Here is a 23,748-nt window from a genome sequence, read left to right on the forward strand (position 1 = left end):
AACCTGCCGCGAGGCAAGCAGCCTTCAAACATCTCGGTGGCTGTGTGTGTTGCGCCTTTCTTCTTCCCTTGGTGGGGTATCGAGTGACAGGGGCATCCACTCTAGAGAAGAACCCGGCGAAATAGCCGTTCCATGCGGCACGAAGTCTCGGCGACCGCCAACAAATGCAGCTTCCGCAGCGGCTCTGAACGATCACGCCGATGGGGTGCCTTGCGCAGCGAAATAAAGGAGGAGGCCGCAGGCCGGGGGACATTCGCGGAGCAAGGTACCCCGTCGGCGTGAGCGTCGCCCTGAATGAACCCGATCCCGATCCCTAAGGCATCCCCCGCGCCAGCAAATGATCGACAAGCCGACGCTGCGGAAAACTCAATGCCTCCTGCCGCGTGCACAGATACATCCGCCGTGAAGCCCAAGCATCGGTAAGGTTGATAAAGCGCAGCTTCATCTCCTTGCGATAGGTCACCGCAGCCCCCTCGGGCAAGATGCCCACGCCCATGCCCGCTTCGATCATCCGGCACACGGCCTCGAAGCTCTTCACCCGCACGCGCAGCTTCAACACCTTGCGCGCACTCATGGCGGCGTCTTCCATCGTGCGGGAGATGGCCGAGTCGTCTTCCAGCCCCACGAAATCGAAGTCGAGCAGTTCTTCGAACGACACCTCGCGCCCGCGCCACGGATGCTTCTGCCGCACGATGGCCACCAGCCGGTCGGTGCGGTAGGGAATGAAGTTGAGCGCCGGGTCGGCCGCCTCGCTGGTGATGACGCCTACGTCGGCCTGCCGGTCGCGGATGGCCTGCACGATGTAGACGCTGCGGTGCTCTTCCACGCTCACGCGGATCTCGGGGTAGCGCTGGCGAAAGCTCGCCACGTCGTCAGGCAAGAACTGGCCCATGGCCGAGGCATTGGCATGCAGCCGCACGCGGCCGGTGGCGCCCTGTGCGTAGTCGGACAGGTCGGCGCGCATGCGGTCTACGTCGCGCAGGATCTGGCGTGCATGCATGGCGAGCGACTCGCCGGCGCCGGTGGGCGTCACGCCCTTCGAGGTGCGGTTCAGCAGCGCAACGCCCAGGTGGCCTTCAAGAATGGACAGGCGGCGGCTCGCGGCCGACAGCACCATGTGGCTCTCGGCGGCCGCCTTCGACAGGCTGCCGTGCTCAATGGCGCGCAGGAAAAGCGCCAGCGAATCGAGGTCGGGTCTCATCGGGTTCTCGTCGTGCTGCGGGGGTCGCCATTGTCGGGCCAGCGGGAGGCTCCGAGCCTGCCGAAATCCTTTCGGTCGATCGCACCTGCGAAAGATAGATCTTCCGTAAAGCGCCGCGCTTTGCCAAAACGAAGAAGCACTTTCAGAAGACAAGGCGGAAGAATCGTTGCTGCCTCGCCGTCTACCCCGGCAAGGCATCTCGCGAGCCGGCCCTCTACCGGGGCCACGCCCGCATTTCAACGAGTCCTACCCGGAGTCTTTTTCAGCCATGGCATCCCACGAACTGGCCAGCGTTGCGCTGGACGACAAATACACGGCCACCGAAGGCCGGATCTACCTCAGCGGCATCCAGGCGCTGGTGCGCCTCATGCTCGTGCAGAAATGGCGCGACCAGAAGGCGGGGCTGAACACCGCGGGCTTTGTCTCCGGCTACCGCGGCTCGCCGCTCGGCGGCCTGGACGAAGCTCTGTGGAAGGCGCAGCCGCAGCTCGAAGCCAACGCAGTCAAGTTCTTGCCCGGCGTAAACGAGGAGCTGGCCGCCACCGCCGTCTGGGGCACGCAGCAGGTGCACCTGACCGGCGAGAGCGCCGTCGATGGTGTCTTTGCCATGTGGTACGGCAAGGCACCCGGCGTGGACCGATGCGGCGACGTGTTCAAGCACATGAGCCATGCGAGCACCTCACCCAACGGCGGCATTTTGCTGGTGGCGGGCGACGACCACGGCGCGTCTTCTTCCACGCTGCCCAACCAGAGCGACCACCTGTTCGCCGCCTCGATGATCCCGATGCTCTACCCTCAGAGCGTGGAGGAATACATCGAGCTGGGCCTGCACGGCTTCGCGATGTCGCGCTTCGCAGGGCTGCCGGTGGGCTTCAAGGCGCTGGCCGACACGGTCGAATCTTCCGGCTCCATACCGGCCGGCGCGCTCGACGTGCACACGCGGCTGCCTTCGGACTTCGTGTTCCCGCCCGGCGGCGTGCACGCGCGCCTGTCGACCGACACGCTCGGCGTGCAGGCGCGCAAGCAGGAAGCGCTGATGCAGGACTACAAGATCTACGCCGCCATCGCCTATGCGCGCGCCAACCGGCTGAACCGCGTGACCATCGACTCACCCAAGGCGCGGCTGGGCATCGTGGCCTCGGGCAAGTCGTACCGCGATGTGCTCGAAGCGCTGGAAGAACTCGGCATCGATGCAGACGAGGCCGCGCGCATCGGCATTCGCCTCTTCAAGGTGTCGATGCCGTGGCCGCTGGAGCCCGACTCGATCCGCGAGTTTGCCGACGGGCTCGAAGAGATCCTGGTGGTGGAAGAAAAGCGCCAGATCGTCGAGTACCAGCTCAAGGAGCATCTCTACAACTGGCGCGAAAACGTGCGCCCGCGCGTGATCGGCAAGTTCGACGAACAGGGCGAGTGGGTGCATCCGCGCGGCCGCTGGCTGTTGCCGGCAACGGCCGACTTCTCGGTGGCGCAGATCGCGCGCGTGATCGCAGGGCGCGTGGCGCGCTTTCACACCAGCGACCGCATCCGCATGCGGCTCGCCATTCTTGACGCGAAGGACGTGGTGTTGGGCAAGGCCGTGGCCACGCCCTCGCGGCCAGCCTGGTACTGCTCGGGCTGCCCGCACAACACCTCGACCAAGGTGCCCGAAGGCAGCCTCGCGCTGGCCGGCATCGGCTGCCACGTGATGGCGACGGCCATCTACCCCGAGCACAACAAGACGACCACGCACATGGGCGGCGAAGGTGCCCCATGGCTGGGGCAGGCGTGGTTCTCCAAGCGCAAGCACGTGTTCGCGAACCTCGGCGACGGCACGTACTACCACTCGGGCTCGCTCGCCATCCGCGCGGCGGTGGCTGCTGGCGTGAGCATCACCTACAAGATCCTCTACAACGACGCGGTCGCGATGACGGGCGGGCAGCCGCTCGACGGGCCCATCACCGTGCCGCGCATCGCGCACCAGATGGCGGCCGAGGGCGTGAAGCGCCTCGCGCTGGTGGCAGAAGACCCGACGCGCTGGGCCGACCGCAGCGTGCTGCCGCCGGAGCGCGACGGCTTCATGCTCACCGTGCACCACCGCGACGACATGGACGCGGTGCAGCGCGAGCTGCGCGAGTTCGAGGGCGTGTCGGTGCTCATCTACGACCAGGTGTGCGCAGCCGAGAAGCGCCGCCGCCGCAAGAAGGGCGAGTTTCCGCAGGCCGCGCGGCGCGTGTTCATCAACGACGCGGTGTGCGAAGGCTGCGGCGATTGCGGCGAGCAGTCGAACTGCACCGCGCTGCTGCCAAAGCAGACCGACCTGGGCCTGAAGCGCAGCGTGGACCAGAGCGCGTGCAATGCCGACGAGTCGTGCATCAAGGGCTTCTGCCCGAGCTTCGTGACGGTGGAAGGCGTGAAGCCGCGCAAGCAGGCGCCGGTGGCGGCAAAGGCTCCAGCGGAAGAAGCCGCCCTGCCCGATCCGGCACCGCTCGCGCTCGAAGGCATGCACAACATCCTGATCACCGGCATCGGCGGCACGGGCGTCATCACCATCGGCGCACTGATCGGCATGGCGGCGCACCTCGAGGGCAAGGGCGTGAGCGTGCTCGACATGACGGGCATGTCGCAGAAGAACGGCTCGGTAACGTCGCACGTGCGCATCGCGCGCGACGCGGCGCAGCTGAAGGCGCAGCGCATTCCTACCGGCGAGGCCGACCTGATCCTGGGCTGCGACATGCTCACGGCCGGCGCGCCCGATGCCATCGCGCGCATGCGGCCGGGGCGCACCTATGCGCTGGTCAACACCTTCGAGCAGCCGACGGGGCATTTCGCGCAGCAACCCGACTGGGAGTTTCCGGCCGCGCAGGTGCGCGCTCTGATCGAGGAATCAGTCGAAGGCCGCGCGGACTTCATCGATGCGATGCAGCTTGCAACACGGCTCATGGGCGATGCGATTGCGGCAAACCTGTTCCTGCTGGGCTTTGCGTTCCAGAAGGGCTTTGTGCCGCTGTCCGCCCAGGCATTGAACAAGGCCATCGAGATCAACGGCGTAGCCGTGAAGGCGAACCAGGCCGCGTTCCGCTGGGGCCGCAAGGCGGCGCTGGATCTTGCCGCAGTAACGCGTGAAGCCGCGCCTTCGAAGGTGGTGGCGCTGCAGCGGCCGCAGAGCTTCGAGGCGCTGGTGGCGGACCGCACCGCATTCCTCACGGCGTACCAGAACGCGGCGTATGCGCAGCGCTATGCCGAGCTGGTGGAACGCGTGCGCGTGGTCGAACAGCGCGAGCGCGGCAGCATGCTGCTGGCGAAGGCCGTCGCGTCGAGCCTCTACAAGCTGATGGCCTACAAGGACGAGTACGAGGTCGCGCGGCTCTACACCGACAAGCGCTTCATGGAAAAGCTGGAGGAGCAGTTCGAAGGCAAGCCGGTGCTGCGCTTCCACCTCGCCCCGCCGGTGCTCGGCCGCCACAACGCCGAAGGCCGCGCGGTGAAGACGAGCTTCGGGCCCTGGATGATGGGCGCGTTCCGCCTGCTCGCGAAGTTGCGCGGCCTGCGCGGCACGGCGCTCGACCCGTTTGGCCGTACCGCCGAACGGCGCATGGAGCGGCAGCTGATCGAGGACTACCGTGCGATGGTCGAGGACGTGCTTGCGCGTTTCGATCGCATCGACTTCGACACCGCGCTGTCGCTGGCACGGCTACCCGAGCAGATCCGCGGCTTCGGGCATGTGAAGGAAGAGAGCGTGGTGTCGGCGCGCGTGCGATGGGGTGCGCTGGTGAAGCAACTGGACATGGCGCCTGCTTCCCGTGCACGCACTCCGGAGCAGGCGCAGCCCGTGGCGGCCTGAGCCCCGAGCCAGCGGCATTCGAGGGGGCCTGCCGGCGATCAGGGCAAAATTCTGATCGCCGCGCCGGTCGGCCCCTGTCTCTCATGCCGCCAATCACGCCCGCTCCTGCGCCACCCCCAACCCGCCCGCGCCGCCGCTACCGCGCGGCAGCCGCATGGGCGGCCGTACTCGCACTGGCGCTGCTGCTGATCGGCCTCGCAGCCCAATGGGCCGCGAGCCGCGAAGCTAACTTCCAGGCCGACTCGATCCGCCGCGCCATGGAAGTCCACGTGCTGGGCCTGCGCGATGCCGCCGGCAAGTACAGCTACCTCCCGTTCACGGCAAGCCTGCATCCGGACGTGCTGGCCGCGCTGGCCCATCCGCAAGACGCGGCGGTGAAGCAGCGCGCCAACCGCTACATCGAGGAAGTGAACCGCCAGGCGGGCTCTGATGCGCTCTACCTGATCGACCTGCAGGGCATGACGCTGGCGGCCAGCAACTGGGCAACGCCGCAGACCTTCGTCGGCGAGTCGTATGCCAATCGGCCCTACTTCATCGACGCCCGCGCGGGACGCAACGGCTTGTTCTACGGTGTGGGCCAGACGACCGGCGAGCCGGGGCTCTTCATTTCGGCACCGGTGCGGCCGGACGGCGGCGCGGTGCTGGGCGTGGTGACGGTCAAGGTCAGCCTGCGCCAGTTGCAGGATGCCTGGACCTTCGCGCGCGACCCCATCTTGCTGACCGACGCGCGCGGCATCGTGTTCCTGAGTTCGGTGCAGTCATGGATGTACCAGGCCACGCGAGCCCTGGGCGCCGCCGAGATCGAAGGCATGCGGCGCGACCAGCAGTACGGCTCGCGCACGAACTTTCCGGCGCTGCCGTGGAAGGTCGATCGCGACGAAGGCGGGCCCGGCTACCTCGTGCGCACCGACCTCGGCGGCCAGCCGCGCCGCTTCCTGGCGGTGGACGAGCCGCTGCCCGATCTCGGCTGGACGCTGACGGTGATGGCCGACCATGCCGAAGTCACTCGCGCGCGCGAACGCGCCTGGATGCTGGGCCTGCTGTGTGCCAGCCTGCTGCTGCTGGGCGGCCTGTATTGGCAGCTGCGCGAACGCCGCTTCGCGGAGCAGCGCGATGCGCGGCGCGACCTGGAGCTGCGCGTGCGCGAGCGCACCCACGAACTCGACGAGGCCCACGCCTTCCGCAAGGCGATGGAAGATTCGCTGCTGGTGGGCATGCGCGCACGCGACCTCGACGGCCGCATCATCTACGTCAACCTGGCCTTCTGCGAAATGACCGGCTACGGTGCCGACGAACTGCTCGGCCGGCTGCCGCCCTACCCCTACTGGCACCCTGACGACGTGACGCTGCACTGGCGCCACTACGACGCCATGATGAGCGGCGAGCCCGCGCACGCGGGCTTCGAGTCGCGCCTGCGGCACCGCGACGGGCACGAGGTGATCACCATGGTCTACACCGCTGCGCTGATCGACGCCGACGGCAAGCACAGCGGCTGGATGAGCTCGGTGGTGGACATCACCGAGCAGAAGCGCGCCGAACTGCGCCAGCGCCAGAACGACGAACAGCTGCAGCACGCCCAGCGCCTGGCCAGCCTCGGCGAGATGGCCTCCACGCTGGCCCACGAGCTGAACCAGCCGCTGATGGCGCTGAGCAACTTCGCGAGCGCCGCCAAGGCTTTTGCAGAGCAGGGCAACCAGTCGCTGCTGGTCAGCAGCCTCGACGAGACCATGGCCCAGGCCCAGCGCAGCGCCGAGATCGTGCGGCGCATCCGCGGCTTCGTGCGCCAGCGCACCGCAGGCACCGAAGACTGCGCGGTGGCGGCGCTGGTCAGCAACGCGCTGGCGCTGCTGCAGGGCGAGATGCGCATGCGCCAGGCGCGCGCCGAGGTTCGCATACCGGCAGGGCTGCCCGAGGTGCGCGGCGACCGCGTGCTGCTCGAACAGGTGCTGCTGAACCTGCTGTCCAACAGCCTGCACGCCATGCAGGCCACGCCGCCGGAACAGCGGCTCGTGGAGATCGAGGCCGAGGTGCTCGAAGGGCGCGTGCACATCCGCGTGGCCGACCGCGGGCCGGGCATCGACGCCGCGCTGGCCGAGCAGGTGTTCGCGCCCTTCTTCACCACCAAGACCGGCGGGCTGGGGCTGGGGCTGAACATCTGCCGCACCATCGTCGAGGCCCATCGCGGCCGGCTGTCCTTTGCCAACCGGGCCGGCGGTGGCACAGTTTTCACCCTCGAACTGGAAATCACACCCCCATGAACGCCATGAGCGCTCTTGCCAACAACCTGTGCGTGGTGGACGACGACGAGGCCGTGCGCCGTTCGCTGGGCCTGCTGCTGCTGTCGCGCGGCTACGCGGTGCAGACCTTTGCCTCGGGCGACGCCTTTCTGGCCGGCGCCGATTTGCAGCGCGCGGGCTGCGTGATCCTGGACCTGCGCATGGAAGGCGTGAGCGGCCTGCAGGTGTTCGATGCGCTGCGCGCACAGGACAGCCCGCTGGTGGTGATCTTCCTGTCCGGCCACGGAGACATACCGATGGCCGTCGAGGCCGTGCAGAACGGCGCCTTCGGCTGGCTCGAAAAGCCCTGCAACGACGAGCGCCTGCTCGACAGCATCGCCAAAGCCTTGAAGCAAGCCGGCGAGATCGCCGCGCGCCGGCAGGCCCGCCAGGCCGCGCAGGCACTGTGGGACAAGCTGACGCCGCGCGAGATGCAGGTGGCCCGGCTGGTGGCCGAGGGCAAGCCCAACAAGCAGATCGCGCAGGAGCTCGCGCCGCTGGAGCAGCGCACCGTGGAAACCCACCGCGCGCATGTGTTCGCCAAGCTGGGATTGGCGAACAGCCATCAGTTGGACCGGTTCCTGCGGGAACACGCCCTGTAGCGACCCGGCTGGAAGCAAGGGGGCCCAATGCGCGAGCCCATGGCAGGACCGGAAGTGGCTCGGCGAGCTTCTTGCTTGACCTCATCGCAGCAGCCAGTCGCGTTGCGCAGGAGGACTCCGATGCCGAACTTTTACTTGCCGCTCTCTGGCAACGTGCGCCAGGAAATCAATCCCTGGACTTGGTTTACCAAGATCGCCAATGGGCAGCTTGGGTTCATCAACATCAATATGGGCAAGTCGTCAGACCCTGCTCTGGAGCAGCAGATTCTGGATGACGTCGGAAGCTACGGACGGCAGATTGGACAACTCGGTGATGCGCTGGAGGCGGTTCTCGCGCACATGAAGACCGACACCTGGGAGCCCAAGGCCAAGGAAGCGGTCGGTGCCTTCAGGTTTCAGCTCGCCGAGATTCGCCGGCTGAAGCTGAGCCGGACTGACAACAAGACCTGACATTTCTCGGCTGCATATCGAACTGACCTGGGGCGGGCTTTGCGACGTCTTCTGGTCCGGGGACTTCACCAAGGCCGTGCCGTTTCAGTGTCGCTGCATCGCAGCGCTGCTCTCGAGTCGATGGCAAATTTCGGCCAGGACCAAGCGTTCGCAGCGCCTATGCTAGGCGGTCAAGAACAAGTCCCCTCCCCGGCCACTGCCGCGAGACAACCCGACCATGCACTCGACCGGAACCCTGCGCGGCATCGCCGCGATGCTGTTGGCTTGCGCCTTCTTTGCCTGCATGGACGCGCTGCTCAAGAACCTGGCCGGGCACTACCCGCCGGTGCAGGTGATGGCACTGCGCGGTCTCACGGCTCTGCCCCTGGTGTGCCTGTACATCGCCTGGCGGCGCGAGGCGGCCGGCGTTTTCAGCCGTCGGCTGCGTTGGCGCCTGCACCTGCTGCGCACTGCGCTGAACATGACGATGCTCGTGCTCTTCGTCCATGGCCTGAAGACCCTGGGCCTGGCAGAGGCCTACACACTCACTTTCATCGCTCCGATGCTGATGGTGCTCATCGCCGTGCCGATGCTGGGCGAGTCGGTCCAGCCGCGGCACTGGATCGCGATCGGGCTGGGCTTCGTCGGTGTCGTGATCGCACTTCGGCCTGAGCAGGGTGCCTTCCTCTCGGTGGGCGCTCTGGCGATTCTGGTGGCCGCAGTCTGCTATGCGCTGTCGAACATGCTTGGCCGGCTCATCAGCCGCACCGAATCGAGCGCCGCGCTGGTCTTCTGGACTACGGCCGGCATGGCAGTGGGCGGCGGTCTGCTGTCGGCGCCGCAATGGGTGCCAATCCAGGCTGAACACACGTGGGTGCTTGCGGGTTTGGCCATCAGCGGCTTTCTGGGCCAGATGGCTATCGCCGAGGCCTTCCGTCACGGCCAGGCCGCCGCCATCGCCCCCTTCGAATACAGCGCCCTGGCCTGGGCGCTTGTGCTGGACTGGGTGTTCTGGCAGGCCGCGCCCGACGCATGGACGCTGGGCGGCGGGGCATTGATCGTTGCGAGCGGACTGTGGCTGGCGCGAAGCGAGGCGCCAAAATCTGCTCGGCCAAAGAGGCAGGCCACCTGATCCGCGGCGAAGCGGGCGTGCGAAGCCGCATCGGGCAGACAAGATCAACGGCTCAGGGCGCCAGCGTGAGCTTGAAGATCTGGTTGCCGTTGGATGCGCCCACGTAGATGGTCCCGTCGCTGGCGACCGCCACACCAATCGGAAAATTGAACCTCATCGCCGCGCCGGTGCTGTCCCGCAGTGTGCTGATCTCGCCCGCAGGCGTGACCACTCGCGCCACGCCATCCCAGGCATGCGTCAGGAACACGTTGTCATGTGCATCCACCGTTACGCCGTAGGAATAGCCGAGCTTGGCCGGCGTGGCGGCCGTTCCGTCGACCACATTGGAAACAGCGTTGCCGTTGCAATCGCCCAGCAGCGTGCTCACTGTGGCGCTGGCCACATCGATCTTGCGCAAGCATGTGCCGTCGGTGTCCGTGTCGTACAACGTGCTGCCATCGCGGCTGATCGCCAGGCCCTGTGGGCGCGCCAGCTGGGCGGCCGTGCCGACTCCGTCGAGGTAGGCCTGCGTGCCGTCGCCCGCGAGCGTGCTCGTGGTGCCATCGGCTGCGACCTTGCGCACGCGCTTGTTTTCCAGGTCTGCCACGAACAGGTTGCCTGCGCTGTCCAGCGCAATGCCGGCGGGGTCGTTGAACATTGCAGCGGCCGGGCTGTCGGCGTACCCGCTGGTGCCACTGCCCACCCAGGTGCTGTAGGTTGTGGCGTTGGGGGCGATCTTGTTGATGCGATGCTGGTCGCTCACGTACAGGGTACCGTCGGCGGCCAGTGCCAGGCCATACGGCGTGTTCATGGTCGTCCCCGGCGTTACTTCCGCGCCGCTGCCGCTGGCCGTGTCGATCCTGTAGACCGAACCATTGCCTCCCATGGCCACGTAGAGGTTCGCGCCGCTGGCATCCAGAACGAGTTGATAGGGACGGTTGTATGTCACCCCGGTGGTCGCCAGCACGTTGGCGACCCAGGGTTTGACCGTCAGCGTGGCGGCATGGCTGGTCACACTGCCATTGGGGCCCGTCACTTGCACGCGCAGCTGCTGGCCGCTGTCGGCCAGTTGATTGGCAGCTGTGGTGAAGCTGTCGCTGGTGGCGCCGGAGACATCGGTCCAGTTGGCACCGCCATCAACGCTGCGCTGCCACTGGTAGGTCGTGGCACGCACAGCCTGTACCTTCAACATGGCGGTCACGCCCTGGCCAATGGTGGTATCCGATGGCTGTGTCGTGATGGAGGGCGCGGTGTCTTCCTGCGTCGGTGCCGGCGTCTGCGTTCCCTGAGGAGCAGGTGCAGGAGCGACAGCGAAGCCGGGGAAGCCGCCGCCTCCGCCCCCACCGCCGCCGCAGGCGGCCAGCACGAGGTTCATCATCAGCAGCGCGGCAGGTGCACGCCATGCGCGGGAAACGGTACGAGTGGTATTCATGATGGGCCTTCCTTTTTTCAAGTGGAGTGAACGAGAAGGCCTCCACGGTAGGGTCGGCAACGCCTGCGATCTAGTGTCGAAGGTCATCGCCGAGCAGCAAAAAAAGATGCTCAGGAGCGCATGCAAGCGTGCGTCGTATCGTGCCGCGTCAGCGATGCAAGGGCCTGCAGCAGCCTGTCGGCAGCCACCGGCTTGAGTAGCACCTGCAACCCGGAGTCGAGCATCTGCCGCTGTCGTTGCGGCGCGGTTTCCCCGGTGATCAACAGTACCTGCAAGCCAGGGCTGAAGCGCGCGCTCAGTCGCTGCGCCGCGGCAAGTCCGTCGGCACCGTCGGCCAGCCGCACGTCGCACAACAGAACTTCGACAGGGGTACTTCCATGTGCGGCTTGCACCAGCACGGCCTCGGCTTCGGCCTCGCTGGCCACTGCATCGATGGTTACGCCGTGGGCCTGCAGCAGCCCGGTAACGGCCTGGCGGATCGCGGCTTCATCATCGATGAGCAGCACGCGCTGCGGCAATGGCAAGGCAGCGCCTGGGCATGCAGCGAGTGGCACGACACCCGAGGCGGTCACCGCCGGAAGCACCAGGCGAAAGCGACTGCCGTGATGCAGGCGCGAGCGCACCTGCAGCGGGTGCGCCAGCAGGCGTGAGAGCCGCTGCACGATGGACAGGCCGATGCCCAGTCCCTGTGCTCGATCGCGCCCCGGATTACCGATCTGGTAGAACTCGTCGAAGATGCGGCCGAGATGCTCGTCCGCGATGCCGATGCCGGTATCGCATACGTCGATCCACACCAGCGGACCGCGTGCGCGGGTAGCCACCACCACGCCGCCGCGCGCCGTGTACTTGAGCGCGTTGTCCACGAGATTGGACAGCAGCCGCTGCAACAGCTGCGGATCACTCAGCACCCAGCAAGGCGTGGCACGCAGCCGCAGTTGCAGATCCCGGTCGGCCGCCTGCGCCACGAACACATTGTTGAGCGCGAGGAACAGCGGATTGAGCTCCACGGGTCGAATCTGCGGCGCCACCTCGCCGGCATCAAGTCGCGAGATGTCCAGCAGGATGTCGAGCGAATCGCCGAGCGTTCCGACCGCATCCATCAACCGCACCGCGTGATTCCATTCCTCGGTGCCCTTGAGCTTCTTTTCAATGACGGCTCCGAACAATGCGATGGCGTGCAGAGGCTGTCGCAGATCGTGGCTCGCCGCGGCAAGAAAGCGCGTCTTCTCCTCGCTGACACGCTGGGTTGCGGCAATCTGATGGCTCAGCTGCTCGGCCAGCGCCTCCTTTTCGAAACGCATGGTCAGCGCAGCTGTCAACAGTCGATGATGCTGCAGCGCGAACATGATCATGACGCACATGTACAGCAGGCAGCCGGTGGCCAGGAACAGGTGCGTGCTGTCGCCGCGCCAGGCCAGCGCCAAGGTCAGGCTCGCCATGCTGGGCACGATGAAGCGTGGAATGTTGCGCTTGAGAACCGCCAGCGACAGTGCTCCGCCGGCGCAGCCGCCCATCATCATCACGATGACCATGACCCAGAGCCCCAGGTTGCGCCCCGGCGGAACGCACAGCCACGGCGCCAGGCCCCAGACACAGGAGCGCAGCAGCACGTTGCGCGCATTGAAGCGTGCCCAGTACTCGGGATGGGCGGCAGCATCAGGACTGCGCTGGTAGCGCCGATAGGCTCGTCGCAGCGTTAACGCCAGGTGCAGTGCCATCCACAGCAGGACTTGCCAGCGCCACGTGGCCACGAACAGGCCGATGCCCAGCGACTGTGCCGTGAGGAAGTCCGCGAGATAGGCTGCCGGCGCGTTGGCATGGACCGCGGCCACCTGTTCGCGCAGCACCCGCTCGGCCAATTCGGGCGGATGCAAGTCATTCATTGCAGGCATGCGGGGCATCGCCACGTCGAAGGCCGCATGGCGCGGTGGGCTCACTTCAGACTGCTGATGAGCTGGGCTCGCGAGCGCACGCCGAACAGCAACAACAGGGTAGACACATGGTTCTTGACCGTGCCCTCGGTCAGGTGCGACAGCTGTGCAATCTCTTTGTTCGACTTGCCGGCCAGCAGCCAGTCGAGGATTTCGACCTGGCGCACATTGAGCTGCGGCTGCAACTCAGTCGTCGCCGTCGCCGGCGTCGTGCGGACAGCGACAGGAGCTGTGGACGGCGAGGCTGGCAGAGCGACCAGATCGTTGTCCCTCACGTAGCGCAACACTTCGCCCAGGTGACCTGTCTTGGGCAGGAAGGCCTGCGCCCCGAGCGCCATCACCCCTTGCATCAATGCATGGCTGTCCTTGCCCGATAGCACGACCACGCGCGATGCAGGAAAGGCGCGCCTGAAACGCACCAGGGTATCCAGCCCCTGAGAGTCGGGCAGATCGAGATCGAGCAGCACCAGAAGATGCGACGTGAGATGGAACTCGTACAAACGCAATGCGTCGGCCAGGGAGCGTGCCTCGTACACCGGCACGCTGCCGGTCTCCGCAAGCAGCAGCGCCCTCAGGCCCAGGCGCACCAACTCGTGGTCGTCGACCACCAGGATGCCCCGCGCCGGTATGGCAACGCTGGCTTCGCTACGCAACGGCGCGGCATGCAGCGGCAGGGGGGTGGCAGTAGCCATGGTCCGGGCATCTTAGTGCGGATGGCTGCGAACCTGAAATGACCAAAGTCATGAGATCCGCGGCTCTGCCATGAGCAACATCTGCCATCGGTAGGAGGTTCGGGCTTCACAACATCGCGCGACGTTTCCCCATATCGACACCATCCTGCATCTTTGGATGGAACGCCTTAAGCAGCAGGGCGGCATTGAAATCACGCATGTCTCCACCGGAGAGCCACACAGGTCCTGATCGAACTGATGAGCGATTAAGCCGCTCTCTCGTTGCTCACTACCGGTTCGGTTTGGCGCTGACGCTCGTGACGCAGAGGTTCAATTGCCGCGCAAATAGAGAAAGGCATAGGCAGAAGGGCATATGCCTTCGGGACATCTCGTTGCAGGGCGTATTGAGCAATCGGCCCGCAGACCGGCATCTCTCTCGTTGCCGCCGGGGTACTCAATACGCCAGCGGTTTGGACGGCATTTCCACCGAAGCTAAAGGTGAGCTGCTCGTACTCGCTACTTGGATCACGCGGCTTGTCTGCTTGGAGCGTGTCGGCAGCTCGAACCGCGGCTTGCCAAGCACTTGAGTCGCCACCCGCGATGCGAACCGCCGTATCAAGAAACGCACGCCGAAGCACGACAGCTTGTTGAACAGCCCGGGCACAACCGTGCGCTTTCCGCGCAACATCGCGCGGCAGCTAAATCATCTGCACCACGACCTTGCCCTTGGCGCGCCCACTGTCGACGTAAGCCAGAGCTTTGTGGGTGTCCTGAAACGGGAATACTTTGTCGACGACCGGACGGATCGCACCAGATTCGACGAGGGCGGTGATCTCGCGCAACTGCGCCCCATCGGCCCGCATGAAGACGAAGGTGTATTCACCCCCGATCTTTTTTGCCTTCTTCCTGATGCCGAAACTCAGCAGGCGCAGCACCTGCCGGAGCGGCCAGGCCAGTCCTCGCGCGACGGCGAACGTCGGGGTGGGTGGCCCGGAGATGGAGATGAGATGCCCGCCCGGCTTGAGAACCTGGAGGGATTTGTTCAGCTCGTTGGTGCCGAGGCTGTTCAGCACCACGTCGTAGCCGCGAAGCACCGTGGCGAAGTCCTGCTGCTTGTAGTCGATGACGACGTCCGCGCCCAAGGCCTTCACCCAGCCGATGTTGGCCGTACTGGTGGTCGTGGCCACGAACGCGCCGAGGTGCTTGGCAAGCTGGATGGCGATGGTGCCGACGCCGCCGGAGCCGGCATGGATCAGCACCTTCTGCCCCTTCTTCAGCTTGGCAGTTTCGACCAGCACCTGCCAGGCCGTCAGGGCCGCCAGAGGAACGGAGGCGGCCTCGACCATGCCGAGATTCGCGGGCTTCAGCGCCAGCGACGACTCCTTGACGGCAATGAACTCGGCGAAGGTGCCGATGCGATCGTCGTCAGGGCGTGCATAGACCTCATCACCGGGCTTGAAGTTGCGAACGCGAGCGCCGACCCGCACGACCGTTCCGGCCATGTCGTTGCCCAGGATCAGGGGGAGGCGGTAGGGAAGAATCAGCTTGAATTCACCGCTCCTGGTCTTCGTGTCCAGGGGATTGATGCTCGCCGCGTGGATCCGGATCAGGACGTCATCGTCCCGGACCTCGGGGTCGGGCATTTCGCCGATGCGGCCAACTTCTTTCTTTCCGTAGCGATCGATGATGAAAGCTTTCATGGGGTACTTTTTTCAGTCATTGAGGAAGGCCAGCGCCTTGGGCACAAACTCGCCGTGGTACTGGAAGATCCCGCCATGTCCGGCGTCCTTGTAGATGACCAGTTGTGAGCCAGGAATGCGACGCGCCATGTCATGACTGTTCACGGTGGGCACCATGATGTCGTTGTCGCCATTGGCGATCAGCACAGGGATGCGGATGCCGCCCAGATCCTGCGGCGCCTGTTGGCCCCAGGCCTTGATTGCCTTCAGCTGTCGCAGGAAGGCACTGGGCGTTGGCCCCCTGTCCCGATCCGCCTTGCGCTCCTTCAACCGCTCCAGGAAGGCTTTGGCGGCTTGACGACCATTGGCCGTGGAGGTGAAGAACAGGTAGGTCTTCGGATCGCGCAGCGTCAACAAGCCTTTGACCATCAGCGGCCAGGAGACCGCCCCTACCTGGTCGATGCCTTTGCCGCCCGCCGGCCCCGTACCGGTCAGGATGAGCCGGCGCACCAGGCCGGGGGCTTTCAGCACAATGTCCTGCGCCACGAATCCTCCGAGAGAGAAGCCAAGCAGATCGACCTTCTCGAAACCCAGTGCGTGGATCAGAGCGATCGCGTCCTGGGCCATCGCATCGATGCTCACAGGTGCCGTTCCGCCCGAAGCGCCAATTCCCCGGTAGTCGATGGCGATGATGCGATGCCTGCGGGAAAGCCCATCGACGATACGCGGGTCGAAATTGTCGAGTACCGCGCCCCAGTGGTTGAGCAGAACCAGCGGCACGCCACTGCGCGGCCCGAGGTCACGGTACGCGAATGCAGTCCCGTCGACATCGATCGATCGGGTGGTGGTGTCGATGTAGGGCACGCTCGATCCTGGGTGCCAGTCGGTAGGGGTCAACGTCATCGTCATCGTATTGGCGGTCAGGCGTTCACATCGACGATGGTGCGCCCCTGAACCTTCCCTGCGAGGACTTGACTGGCGACATCAGGAACCTCTGCTAGGCCAATCACCTTGGTGGTCCGTGCAAGCTTGCCCAGATCCAGGTCGCTGGCCAGACGCGACCACGCCTGCAGCCGCACAGGCTGCGGCGCATTGACCGAGTCGATGCCTGCGAGGGTGATGTTGCGCAGGATGAAGGGCAGAACCGATGCCGGCAGATCCGCGCCCTGTGCAAGACCGAAAGCCGCGACCACCCCGCGATACCGGGTCTGCGCCAGGACGTTCGCCAACGTATGGCTGCCGACCGAATCGATGGCCCCGGCCCACCGCTCCTTGGCGATCGGTGCGCCCGCTTCGGACAGGGTGTGGCGGTCGATGACGTCCGCCGCGCCCAGCGCACGCAGGTAGGCGGCTTCGTCGAGTCGGCCGGTCGATGCGATCACGCGATAGCCCAGGCCCGACAGCAATGCGATGGCCACAGAGCCGGAGCCGCCATTGGCGCCGGTCACCAGGATGTCTCCACGCTCGGGCGTCAGACCGCCATGTTCCAGTGCGAGCACGGCCAACATGGCGGTGAACCCGGCGGTGCCGATGGCCATGGCATCCCGGGTCGAAAAGACCTCCGGGATCTTGACCAGCCAATCACCGCTCACTCGCGCCTTCTGTGCGAAGCCGCCGTGGTGCGTCTGGCTCAGTCCCCAGCCGGTCGCCAGCACACGGTCGCCGGCGACGAGGCCGGGGTAGGTCGACGACTCGACGACACCGGCAAAGTCGATGCCCGGAATCAGCGGAAACTGGCGAATGACCGGTGACCGGCCACTGAGCGCCATCGCGTCCTTGTAGTTCACCGTCGAGTACTCGATCGCGACGGTGACATCACCCGGCATCAGATCTTCGTCCTTGAAGTCGACCAGGCTGCTTGAAATGGTGTCGCCGGTCTTGCTGGCGAGCAGTGCCTTGAATGTCATGTGCCGTCCGTTCCGTTCTGAAGCTTTTTGCCGTTTCAGGCGACGGTTCGATAGCGCTCTGCCACATGCGCCTGCCGGATGTCCCCGATCAAGGTCTGCCGTGCCGCGTTCAGCACCTCCCAGCGCGCGCCATCATGCAGCGGCGGGATGGTCACGAGTTCGCGGCGGTCGAATCCGACCAGTGCGGCATCTACCAGTTCTTCCACTCCCATCAGATCAGGCATCGAACTGCTGTCGATGCCCGCGCGCTCCCATATCTCGGTACGGGTTCCGGCTGGCAACACCGCCTGCACGTAGACACCCTTGGGCGTGAGCTCCAGGCTCAGCCCCTGGGACAGGAACAGCACGAAGGCCTTGGTCGCGCCGTAGACCGACATGCCGAACTCGGGCGCCAGGCCGACCACCGAGCCGATGTTGACGATCGCGCCTTTGCCAGCCTGCGCCAGGCGCGGGGCGACGGCGCTCGCCAGCCTGACGAGTGCGGTGGTGTTGAGACTGACCAGTCGGGCGACATCGTCTGTCGATTGGTCGATGAAGTGACCGGATAGTGCGGCCCCGGCGTTGTTGATCAGGGTTTCGATCCTGGTGTCCTCGCGCAGGCGCGTCTCGACTGCGGCCAGATCGCCGGGCTGGGTCAGGTCGGCCGGAAGGATATCGACGGCAGCGCCGGTTTCCTCGCGCAGGCGCGCAGCGAGCGTTTCCAGCCGCGCCTTGTCGCGCGCCACCAGCACAAGGTCGTGGCCGCGGCGTGCGAAGCGGTCGGCATAGATGGCGCCAATGCCGGTCGAGGCGCCCGTGATGAGAACAGTGGAATGGGATGTCATGTGTTTTCTCTTGATCGAAAAGGTCGTTGGTCAGGCAGAAAAAGGGGATGCGGGCGGCATCACTCCTTCAGGAACTGGATCGCGTGTTGCCCCCGGCGGCTAGAGGCGAATTTGTCGCCATCCACCTCGAAGAAGGGGGGGCAGTCAGGTGGGCATCGCTCATTTCCAGAAGCCTTCCGAGGTGAGTCGGCTTAATGATGTCGATTGTCATCTTTGTTGTCAAGGGGTTTGATGATGATTAACATCAATGTATATTCATGACTTCACTGATGGCACATCTAGAGAGATCCTGGACATGAAGGTCACCAAAGCGCAGGCCCAGGCGAACCGGGCACACATCGTCGAGACGGCCTCCACGCTGTTTCGCGAGCGAGGCTATGACGGGGTGGGGATTGCGGACTTGATGGCGGGCGCAGGGTTCACCCATGGTGGCTTCTACAAGCACTTCGGGTCCAAGGCCGACCTGATGGCAGAAGCGGCAACATGCGGTTTTGCGCAGACGGCGGCCAAGGCCGAAGGCGTCGATGCGATGGAGTTCGTCAAGCACTACTTGTCCCGTGAGCACCGCGATGCTCCTGGTGACGGTTGCACGATGGCCGCACTATGTGGAGATGCCGCGCGTCAGACGGAGTCGATCAAGACGGCTTTTGCGGCCGGCGTTGAAAGCTTGCTGGCGAACCTGGCAAACCAGTGCGGCGCGACAGAGGAAGGCGGTCAGTGCGGCGACGCGCGTGCCAAGCGGATCGACGTCATTGCACAGGTAATCGGCGCAATAGTGCTGTCACGGGCGTGTCCTGACGACTCACCACTCGCCGATGAAATTCTGGATGTCTGCCGCACTGCAGTCCTGTCGAGGCTTTCCTCGCCGACCCTTGGCTCCTCCCTTGCCTAGATCAGCCAGTCCAGTTTCTTGCACACGCTGAAAGATGACCGCTTTGCGGATTTCGACGTTTCCGCTGACCGTTAACCCGCCAAGACCATCCCCATCGGAACTCACTCGCAGAGCTTGATCCAGCGTTCAAGTCGCCCCACCACACGCGGAGTATTGAGCCGGGCAATCGACCCTTCCATGTCCTCGGCGCCTTCGCTCTGGCACAGCAGTACAACCTCTTCACGCACCGCGCCAGTACCAAAGAACCCTTCGCGATCAAGTTGTTCCATCGCAGCGACGCAGGCTTCGAAGAGGCCCGCGTGCAAGACGTCGAACTCAACACTGCAGGGCAAGTCGTTGCGGTGGCAGGGCAGAATCATGCGGTAGGCGATGTCGAGGAACTCGTCGCCCTCCGAATGGGGCCACTCGGCGGAGCACCAGATCTCGCTTTCGTCGTCCATGTCGCCGGGCTCGCCCAGCGCAAGAACGCCGGCGGCGTGGACGATGGTCATCGCGCTGTCGTCACTGCCGAGCGCGAAGAGGCGGATGGTTTCGTCGGGGTGGGCTGCGCGAATGGCCTGGAAGGCGCGGCGAGCACCATCGCGAATCTCGGCGGTGAGCAGGGGGAAGTCGATGCGAGCCGGGTCGTGTGTGCCCTGGCGCACCCGCTTGTAGCCCTGGGCCTCGATCTCGCTGCTGCGCTGCGCGAAGGCGTCCTTCGCGGCCTGCGGACTGGCAAACTCGGCGACGCTGGAGCGCCCCATGGTTTTCACCTTGCCATTCACGGCCCACAGTGAGCTGCCGAACTGGCGCAATTCGTGGAAGTCGGTGGGCACCTCGTTGTCGAAGCGGTAGAACAGTGACCATGTCATGGCGGCGAGAACTCCTTCTGGCGGGGCGCGGTGTCTCCTGAATTTGAACATCAGCTTGTGCGCAATCACGCTGCCCGTTCGACCCACTGGGCGCGCCAAGCGGGGGCGTCGAAGGGATCGGCAAAGTATTGAGTCTCGCGCGATACCTTTCCACCCCGGAACTCCATGATGCTCACGGTGAAGGCGCTCTTGCCCCCGTAGTCGATCGCATACTCGGTTATCCAGAGACTGCCCTCCCCCACGATCCGCCGGACCACAAACCCAGATGGCTTGCCGGGGTGATGGCTGCGAAGTGCTTGCAGGTTGTGCCGGCCGTGGATGACCTCGCCTGACTGCGGGTAGGTGCACACGGCATCGTCGTGATAGATCTCATGCTCGACGACCTGGTCGCCTGCAGCGGACGCAGCCCAATGTCTGTCGATAGCCGTCCGGATGTTCTGCTCTTCCATCATCGACCTCCATTGCGAGCCCGCTTGCTTGCGGCACCCCATTCTAGGTATTTACCCTTGCGTACCGATACGTAGCCGCCCGGCGGCAGGCTACGGACGACAACCCGGCGGCGGCCGGACAGACTTGGCGGGACGGCTTCGCGCGGCTTTGCGGCGGGCCGCAGCAAGAGACAAGCAAGGACCCATTTTCATGACCGCCATCGCAAGCAGTGCGACCGCCGGCGCCTCCAGCCCCGACGCGACCACCGCCAATAACACCCCCTACACCTTCGAAGAAAAGCGCAAGCGCATCTTCGCCATCTTTGCCGCCTCGTCCGGCAACCTGGTGGAGTGGTTCGACTTCTACGTCTACGCTTTCTGCGCCATCTATTTCGCGCCGGCGTTCTTCCCCAAGTCCGACCCCACGGTGCAGCTGCTGAACACCGCTGGCGTGTTCGCCGCCGGCTTCCTCATGCGCCCGATCGGCGGCTGGCTGTTCGGCCGCCTGGCCGACCGCAAGGGTCGCAAGACTTCGATGGTGACTTCGGTCGTCATGATGTGCGTGGGCTCGCTGGTCATCGCCTGCCTGCCGACCTATGCACAGATCGGCGCCGCTGCGCCCGCGCTGCTGCTGGCCGCACGGCTGCTGCAGGGTCTGTCGGTCGGTGGCGAATACGGCACCACCGCCACCTACATGAGCGAAGTGGCGATGCGCGGACAGCGCGGCTTCTTCTCGTCGTTCCAGTACGTCACGCTGATCGGCGGCCAATTGCTGGCGGTGGTTGTCGTGGTGGTGCTGCAGCAGGTGCTCGACGAGGCCGAGCTCAAGAGCTGGGGCTGGCGCATTCCGTTCGTCATCGGCGCCATCGCCGCGGTGGTCGCACTCATGCTGCGCCGCACGCTGACCGAAACCGCCAGCACCAAGACCCGCGCCGCCAAGGGCGCCGGCTCGATGCGCGAACTGTTCACGAACCACAAGCGCGCCTTCTTCGTGGTGCTGGGCTACACGGCCGGCGGCTCGCTGATCTTCTACACCTTCACCACCTACATGCAGAAGTACCTGGTGAACTCGGCCGGCATGTCGATCAAGACCGCAAGCAACGTGATGACGGCCTGCCTGTTCATCTACATGTGCATGCAGCCGCTGTTCGGTGCGCTGTCGGACCGCATCGGCCGCCGCACCAACATGCTGCTGTTCGGCGCACTGGGCGCGCTGATGACGGTGCCGGTGCTGAGCAACCTGCAAAGCGTGAGCAGCCCTCTGGTGGCCGGTATGCTGATCATGCTCGCGCTGGCGGTGGTGAGCTTCTACACCTCGATCAGCGGCATCGTGAAGGCCGAGATGTTCCCGCCCGAGATTCGTGCACTGGGCGTAGGCCTGTCGTACGCGGTGGGCAATGCCATCTTCGGCGGCAGCGCGGAATACGTGGCGCTGGGGCTGAAGTCGATCGGGCACGAGTCGTACTTCTACTGGTACGTGACGGGAATGATGGGAGTGGCCTTCCTCGTCAGCCTGCTGCTGCCGAAGCAGGCGACGTACCTGCATCACGACAAGTAAGCAGGCGCCCCGACAGAGCACCCCTGCAAACCGGGCGACAGAGGGCCCGGAAATACCCTCTGATTTCCTCGCAAGCCCCCGGACCGGACCTGCCCGTCCGGGGCCGCGTCTTCGGCACGGCGGCCATGCCGCCGCAACGTGCCGAGCAGGCGCCTCCCGCATTCGAGGGATGCTGCATCCGTCGAGAAAGCACAGACTCGGGACGGCCTCCATGGCCTGCTTTCACGACGAAGGAGCACAAGGCATGAACGAAATTCTCTCGGCGTGTGCCCAGCAGATGACGCAGCAGAATGGCGTTGCGTTTCGCGACTGGCTTTCGCTGCTGGCGCTGGTCGCAGGCATATGCACATTCATCTGGAAGCTCTACGCGGACACGAAGTCCGCCCGCTACCGGGAAACCGTCGGATTTCTCGAGAAGCGGACCGCCGGGCTGATGGCCGACTGGAAGCTCGTGCAAAAGGCTGTTGCAGAAGGCCAGGACTTTGACGATGCGGCAAAGAGCATGCTGGGCATGCTCGATACCGTGGCTCTCCTGGTCAAGAAGAAAGCCTTCGACAAAGAGCTGGTCTACAACTACTGGTGGGCGTACTTCATCGATGCGAAGAAGAACCCGGCGGTCGAGGCATGGATCAAGGCTCGCCACGATCTCGACAAGCACGTCCTGGAACACTTCCTGGAGCTCCACGCCGAGTTCAAGAAACGCTGCGAGGCGGAACAGGCTCAGGCGACGATTACCACCGCGCCCCCGCCTCCTTCCGCATAGACCCGACGAGGACCTCTCTCAGCCAGCGTGGCGCTTCGGTGCGACGTGTGCCCCGCTTGCATCCCGCCGCTTTGTTCCCCCTTGGGCAGCTGCCCAAGGGGAACAAACCGATGGACCAGAAGACATGTAGGCCGTTGATCAGCCAGTACTGCAAAAAGGCAGGCAAAAAACAAAGTCGTGGACTGCCCCCTCTAGACCAAACTCCAAGTGACAGCTGTGCAAGTATCAATGTTCTGGACTAGCCGATCCACGGACCATAGGCGCATCAGGTAGCCCGCATGAACGGCGCGCACTTTGATACGCAAGACGCCATCTGACATGTCCAGAAACGACGGGACAGATCGACTTCTGTGAAGTTTGGGACACGAGAGGTCGAGAAAAGCGATTCTTTGAGATCATGTAGCGACGGCCTGCGAAGGTAAGTGCCTCAGTTCGGATCGGAAGCCTCGTAGACCAGCACTGCAGCGGCCAAGTCCTCCAGCGCGGTACCCACAGCCTTGAAGACGGTCCGCCCGTCACTTTCGGCTCGTCCCTGAATCCTGCCCGCGGCCAGATCGGCCAACTCCCCCGCTACATCTGCGGCGGCGAACACGCCGCGCGACATGGGCCCGAGCAGTTCGCCGCTCTTGTGCAACGCTTCTTGCGTATCGACAAACAGGCGTGCGCCAGCAAAGCAGGCATCGTCGGCTTCGCGCATCTGCGGCGTGAAGCTGCCGATCAGGTCGAGGTGGCTGCGCGGCCGCAGCCACGCGCCCTGCACCAGTGGCTGCGTGGCGAGCGTGGCACAGCTCACGACGTCGACATCGTTCACCGCCTTGGCGAGGTCCGGCGCGACGGCCGCCTCGATGTTCTGCGCGCACAGCCGCGCAGCGAGTGCCTTCGCTGCGGATTCGTCGCGGTCCCACACCACTACTCGTTCGATGGGAAGCACGGCACAGTAGGCCTCGGGAACAAGACTGCCGACACGCCCGCAGCCGACGACCAGCAGACTGCGCGCACCCGCAGGCGCGAGATAGGACGCGGCCAGGGCCGATGCGGCAGCGGTGCGCCGCGAAGTGATCTCGTTGCCGTCGATCTGCGCCAGCGGCTCGCCGGTGCTTGCGTCGTACAGCACATAGGTCGAGAACAGTCCGGGCAGGCCGCGCTGCGCGTTGCCCGGGAAGATGGTCACGGTCTTGATGCCCAGGTAGCGGTCGCGCTGCCACGCCGGCATGACCAGCACGGTGCGGGGCGGGTCGTCCGCCCCGGCCTGGAGCGAATGCGTGTGCCGTAACGGCACCTCGCAGCCAGCGACGAACATCTCCCGAAGCGCCGGGATCAGGCGTTCGAAGGGCAGCGCACGGCGGGTGCTTTCCGTATCGATGATTTTCATA

Annotated in this window: 19 protein-coding genes; 8 read left to right on the forward strand and 11 right to left on the reverse strand. The window is 65.1% G+C overall.

Translation table 11 applies throughout. The annotated features are described in order from the left end of the window. Positions 1-313: 313 nt before the first annotated feature. Positions 314-1,201: a LysR family transcriptional regulator gene (locus ACZYSP_RS26785; RefSeq protein WP_093058171.1), complete on the reverse strand. Its 888-nt coding sequence runs from the start codon at positions 1,199-1,201 to the stop codon at positions 314-316. Between the two features lie 268 nt (positions 1,202-1,469). On the opposite strand from ACZYSP_RS26785, the gene ACZYSP_RS26790 reads away from it, so the two are divergent. The 5 genes from ACZYSP_RS26790 (at position 1,470) to ACZYSP_RS26810 (ending at position 9,460) form a co-directional block, all read left to right on the forward strand. Continuing rightward, complete coding sequence (locus ACZYSP_RS26790; RefSeq protein WP_489017556.1) at positions 1,470-5,021, forward strand: indolepyruvate ferredoxin oxidoreductase family protein; 3,552 nt, start codon at positions 1,470-1,472, stop codon at positions 5,019-5,021. Between the two features lie 83 nt (positions 5,022-5,104). Then, positions 5,105-7,279: a sensor histidine kinase gene (locus tag ACZYSP_RS26795; protein WP_489017558.1), complete on the forward strand. Its 2,175-nt coding sequence runs from the start codon at positions 5,105-5,107 to the stop codon at positions 7,277-7,279. A gap of 5 nt (positions 7,280-7,284) precedes the next feature. Continuing rightward, positions 7,285-7,899, forward strand: a complete 615-nt coding sequence (locus ACZYSP_RS26800; protein WP_489017560.1) for a response regulator transcription factor — start codon at positions 7,285-7,287, stop codon at positions 7,897-7,899. A gap of 120 nt (positions 7,900-8,019) precedes the next feature. Continuing rightward, positions 8,020-8,349, forward strand: coding sequence for a hypothetical protein (locus ACZYSP_RS26805; protein ID WP_489017562.1), 330 nt, complete (start codon positions 8,020-8,022; stop codon positions 8,347-8,349). A gap of 217 nt (positions 8,350-8,566) precedes the next feature. Then, entirely contained in the window at positions 8,567-9,460 is an 894-nt protein-coding gene (locus ACZYSP_RS26810; protein WP_093178014.1) for a DMT family transporter, read from the forward strand. A gap of 52 nt (positions 9,461-9,512) precedes the next feature. Here the strand turns inward: ACZYSP_RS26810 and ACZYSP_RS26815 are convergent, their stop codons facing one another. The 7 genes from ACZYSP_RS26815 to ACZYSP_RS26845 form a co-directional block, all read right to left on the reverse strand. Beyond that, the gene (locus ACZYSP_RS26815) at positions 9,513-10,871 is read right to left on the reverse strand and encodes a DUF8696 domain-containing protein (RefSeq protein WP_489017565.1); all 1,359 of its coding nucleotides are present in this window, start codon (positions 10,869-10,871) and stop codon (positions 9,513-9,515) included. A 110-nt stretch (positions 10,872-10,981) separates the two neighbouring features. After that, positions 10,982-12,808 (reverse strand): ATP-binding response regulator, encoded by a 1,827-nt coding sequence (locus ACZYSP_RS26820; RefSeq protein ID WP_489017567.1) that lies wholly within the window; start codon positions 12,806-12,808, stop codon positions 10,982-10,984. Further along, positions 12,805-13,494 (reverse strand): response regulator transcription factor, encoded by a 690-nt coding sequence (locus ACZYSP_RS26825; protein WP_097198470.1) that lies wholly within the window; start codon positions 13,492-13,494, stop codon positions 12,805-12,807. Before ACZYSP_RS26825 ends, ACZYSP_RS26820 begins: the two co-directional genes overlap by 4 nt. 677 nt (positions 13,495-14,171) lie before the next feature. Then, complete coding sequence (locus ACZYSP_RS26830) at positions 14,172-15,173, reverse strand: NADP-dependent oxidoreductase (protein WP_489017569.1); 1,002 nt, start codon at positions 15,171-15,173, stop codon at positions 14,172-14,174. A gap of 12 nt (positions 15,174-15,185) precedes the next feature. After that, a complete protein-coding gene (locus ACZYSP_RS26835; RefSeq protein ID WP_489017571.1) occupies positions 15,186-16,016 on the reverse strand; it encodes an alpha/beta fold hydrolase in 831 nt (276 codons plus the stop codon). A gap of 56 nt (positions 16,017-16,072) precedes the next feature. After that, the gene (gene acuI, locus ACZYSP_RS26840) at positions 16,073-17,059 is read right to left on the reverse strand and encodes an acrylyl-CoA reductase (NADPH) (RefSeq protein WP_489017573.1); all 987 of its coding nucleotides are present in this window, start codon (positions 17,057-17,059) and stop codon (positions 16,073-16,075) included. A gap of 35 nt (positions 17,060-17,094) precedes the next feature. After that, positions 17,095-17,883, reverse strand: coding sequence for an SDR family NAD(P)-dependent oxidoreductase (locus ACZYSP_RS26845; RefSeq protein WP_097198466.1), 789 nt, complete (start codon positions 17,881-17,883; stop codon positions 17,095-17,097). Positions 17,884-18,178: 295 nt separating this feature from the next. Here ACZYSP_RS26845 and ACZYSP_RS26850 point away from each other — a divergent pair, with 295 nt between their 5' ends. After that, positions 18,179-18,775, forward strand: coding sequence for a TetR/AcrR family transcriptional regulator (locus ACZYSP_RS26850; protein ID WP_489017575.1), 597 nt, complete (start codon positions 18,179-18,181; stop codon positions 18,773-18,775). A gap of 101 nt (positions 18,776-18,876) precedes the next feature. Here ACZYSP_RS26850 and ACZYSP_RS26855 read toward each other — a convergent pair whose 3' ends face one another. Together ACZYSP_RS26855 and ACZYSP_RS26860 are read right to left on the reverse strand one after the other, a co-directional pair. Next, positions 18,877-19,695: a DUF4303 domain-containing protein gene (locus ACZYSP_RS26855; RefSeq protein WP_489017577.1), complete on the reverse strand. Its 819-nt coding sequence runs from the start codon at positions 19,693-19,695 to the stop codon at positions 18,877-18,879. Beyond that, positions 19,692-20,075, reverse strand: coding sequence for a nuclear transport factor 2 family protein (locus ACZYSP_RS26860; RefSeq protein ID WP_093178199.1), 384 nt, complete (start codon positions 20,073-20,075; stop codon positions 19,692-19,694). Before ACZYSP_RS26860 ends, ACZYSP_RS26855 begins: the two co-directional genes overlap by 4 nt. A 190-nt stretch (positions 20,076-20,265) precedes the next feature. Between ACZYSP_RS26860 and ACZYSP_RS26865 the strand changes: the two genes are divergently transcribed. Both ACZYSP_RS26865 and ACZYSP_RS26870 read left to right on the forward strand, forming a co-directional pair. Beyond that, on the forward strand, positions 20,266-21,612 hold the full coding sequence (locus ACZYSP_RS26865) for an MFS family transporter (RefSeq protein ID WP_489017579.1): 1,347 nt from the start codon (positions 20,266-20,268) through the stop codon (positions 21,610-21,612). A 244-nt stretch (positions 21,613-21,856) separates the two neighbouring features. Beyond that, entirely contained in the window at positions 21,857-22,375 is a 519-nt protein-coding gene (locus ACZYSP_RS26870; RefSeq protein WP_093080505.1) for a DUF4760 domain-containing protein, read from the forward strand. Between the two features lie 427 nt (positions 22,376-22,802). Here ACZYSP_RS26870 and lhpI read toward each other — a convergent pair whose 3' ends face one another. Continuing rightward, positions 22,803-23,747 (reverse strand): bifunctional Delta(1)-pyrroline-2-carboxylate/Delta(1)-piperideine-2-carboxylate reductase, encoded by a 945-nt coding sequence (gene lhpI, locus ACZYSP_RS26875; RefSeq protein WP_489017581.1) that lies wholly within the window; start codon positions 23,745-23,747, stop codon positions 22,803-22,805. Between the last annotated feature and the right edge of the window lies 1 nt (position 23,748).

This window comes from Variovorax sp. F042 (assembly GCF_057814215.1).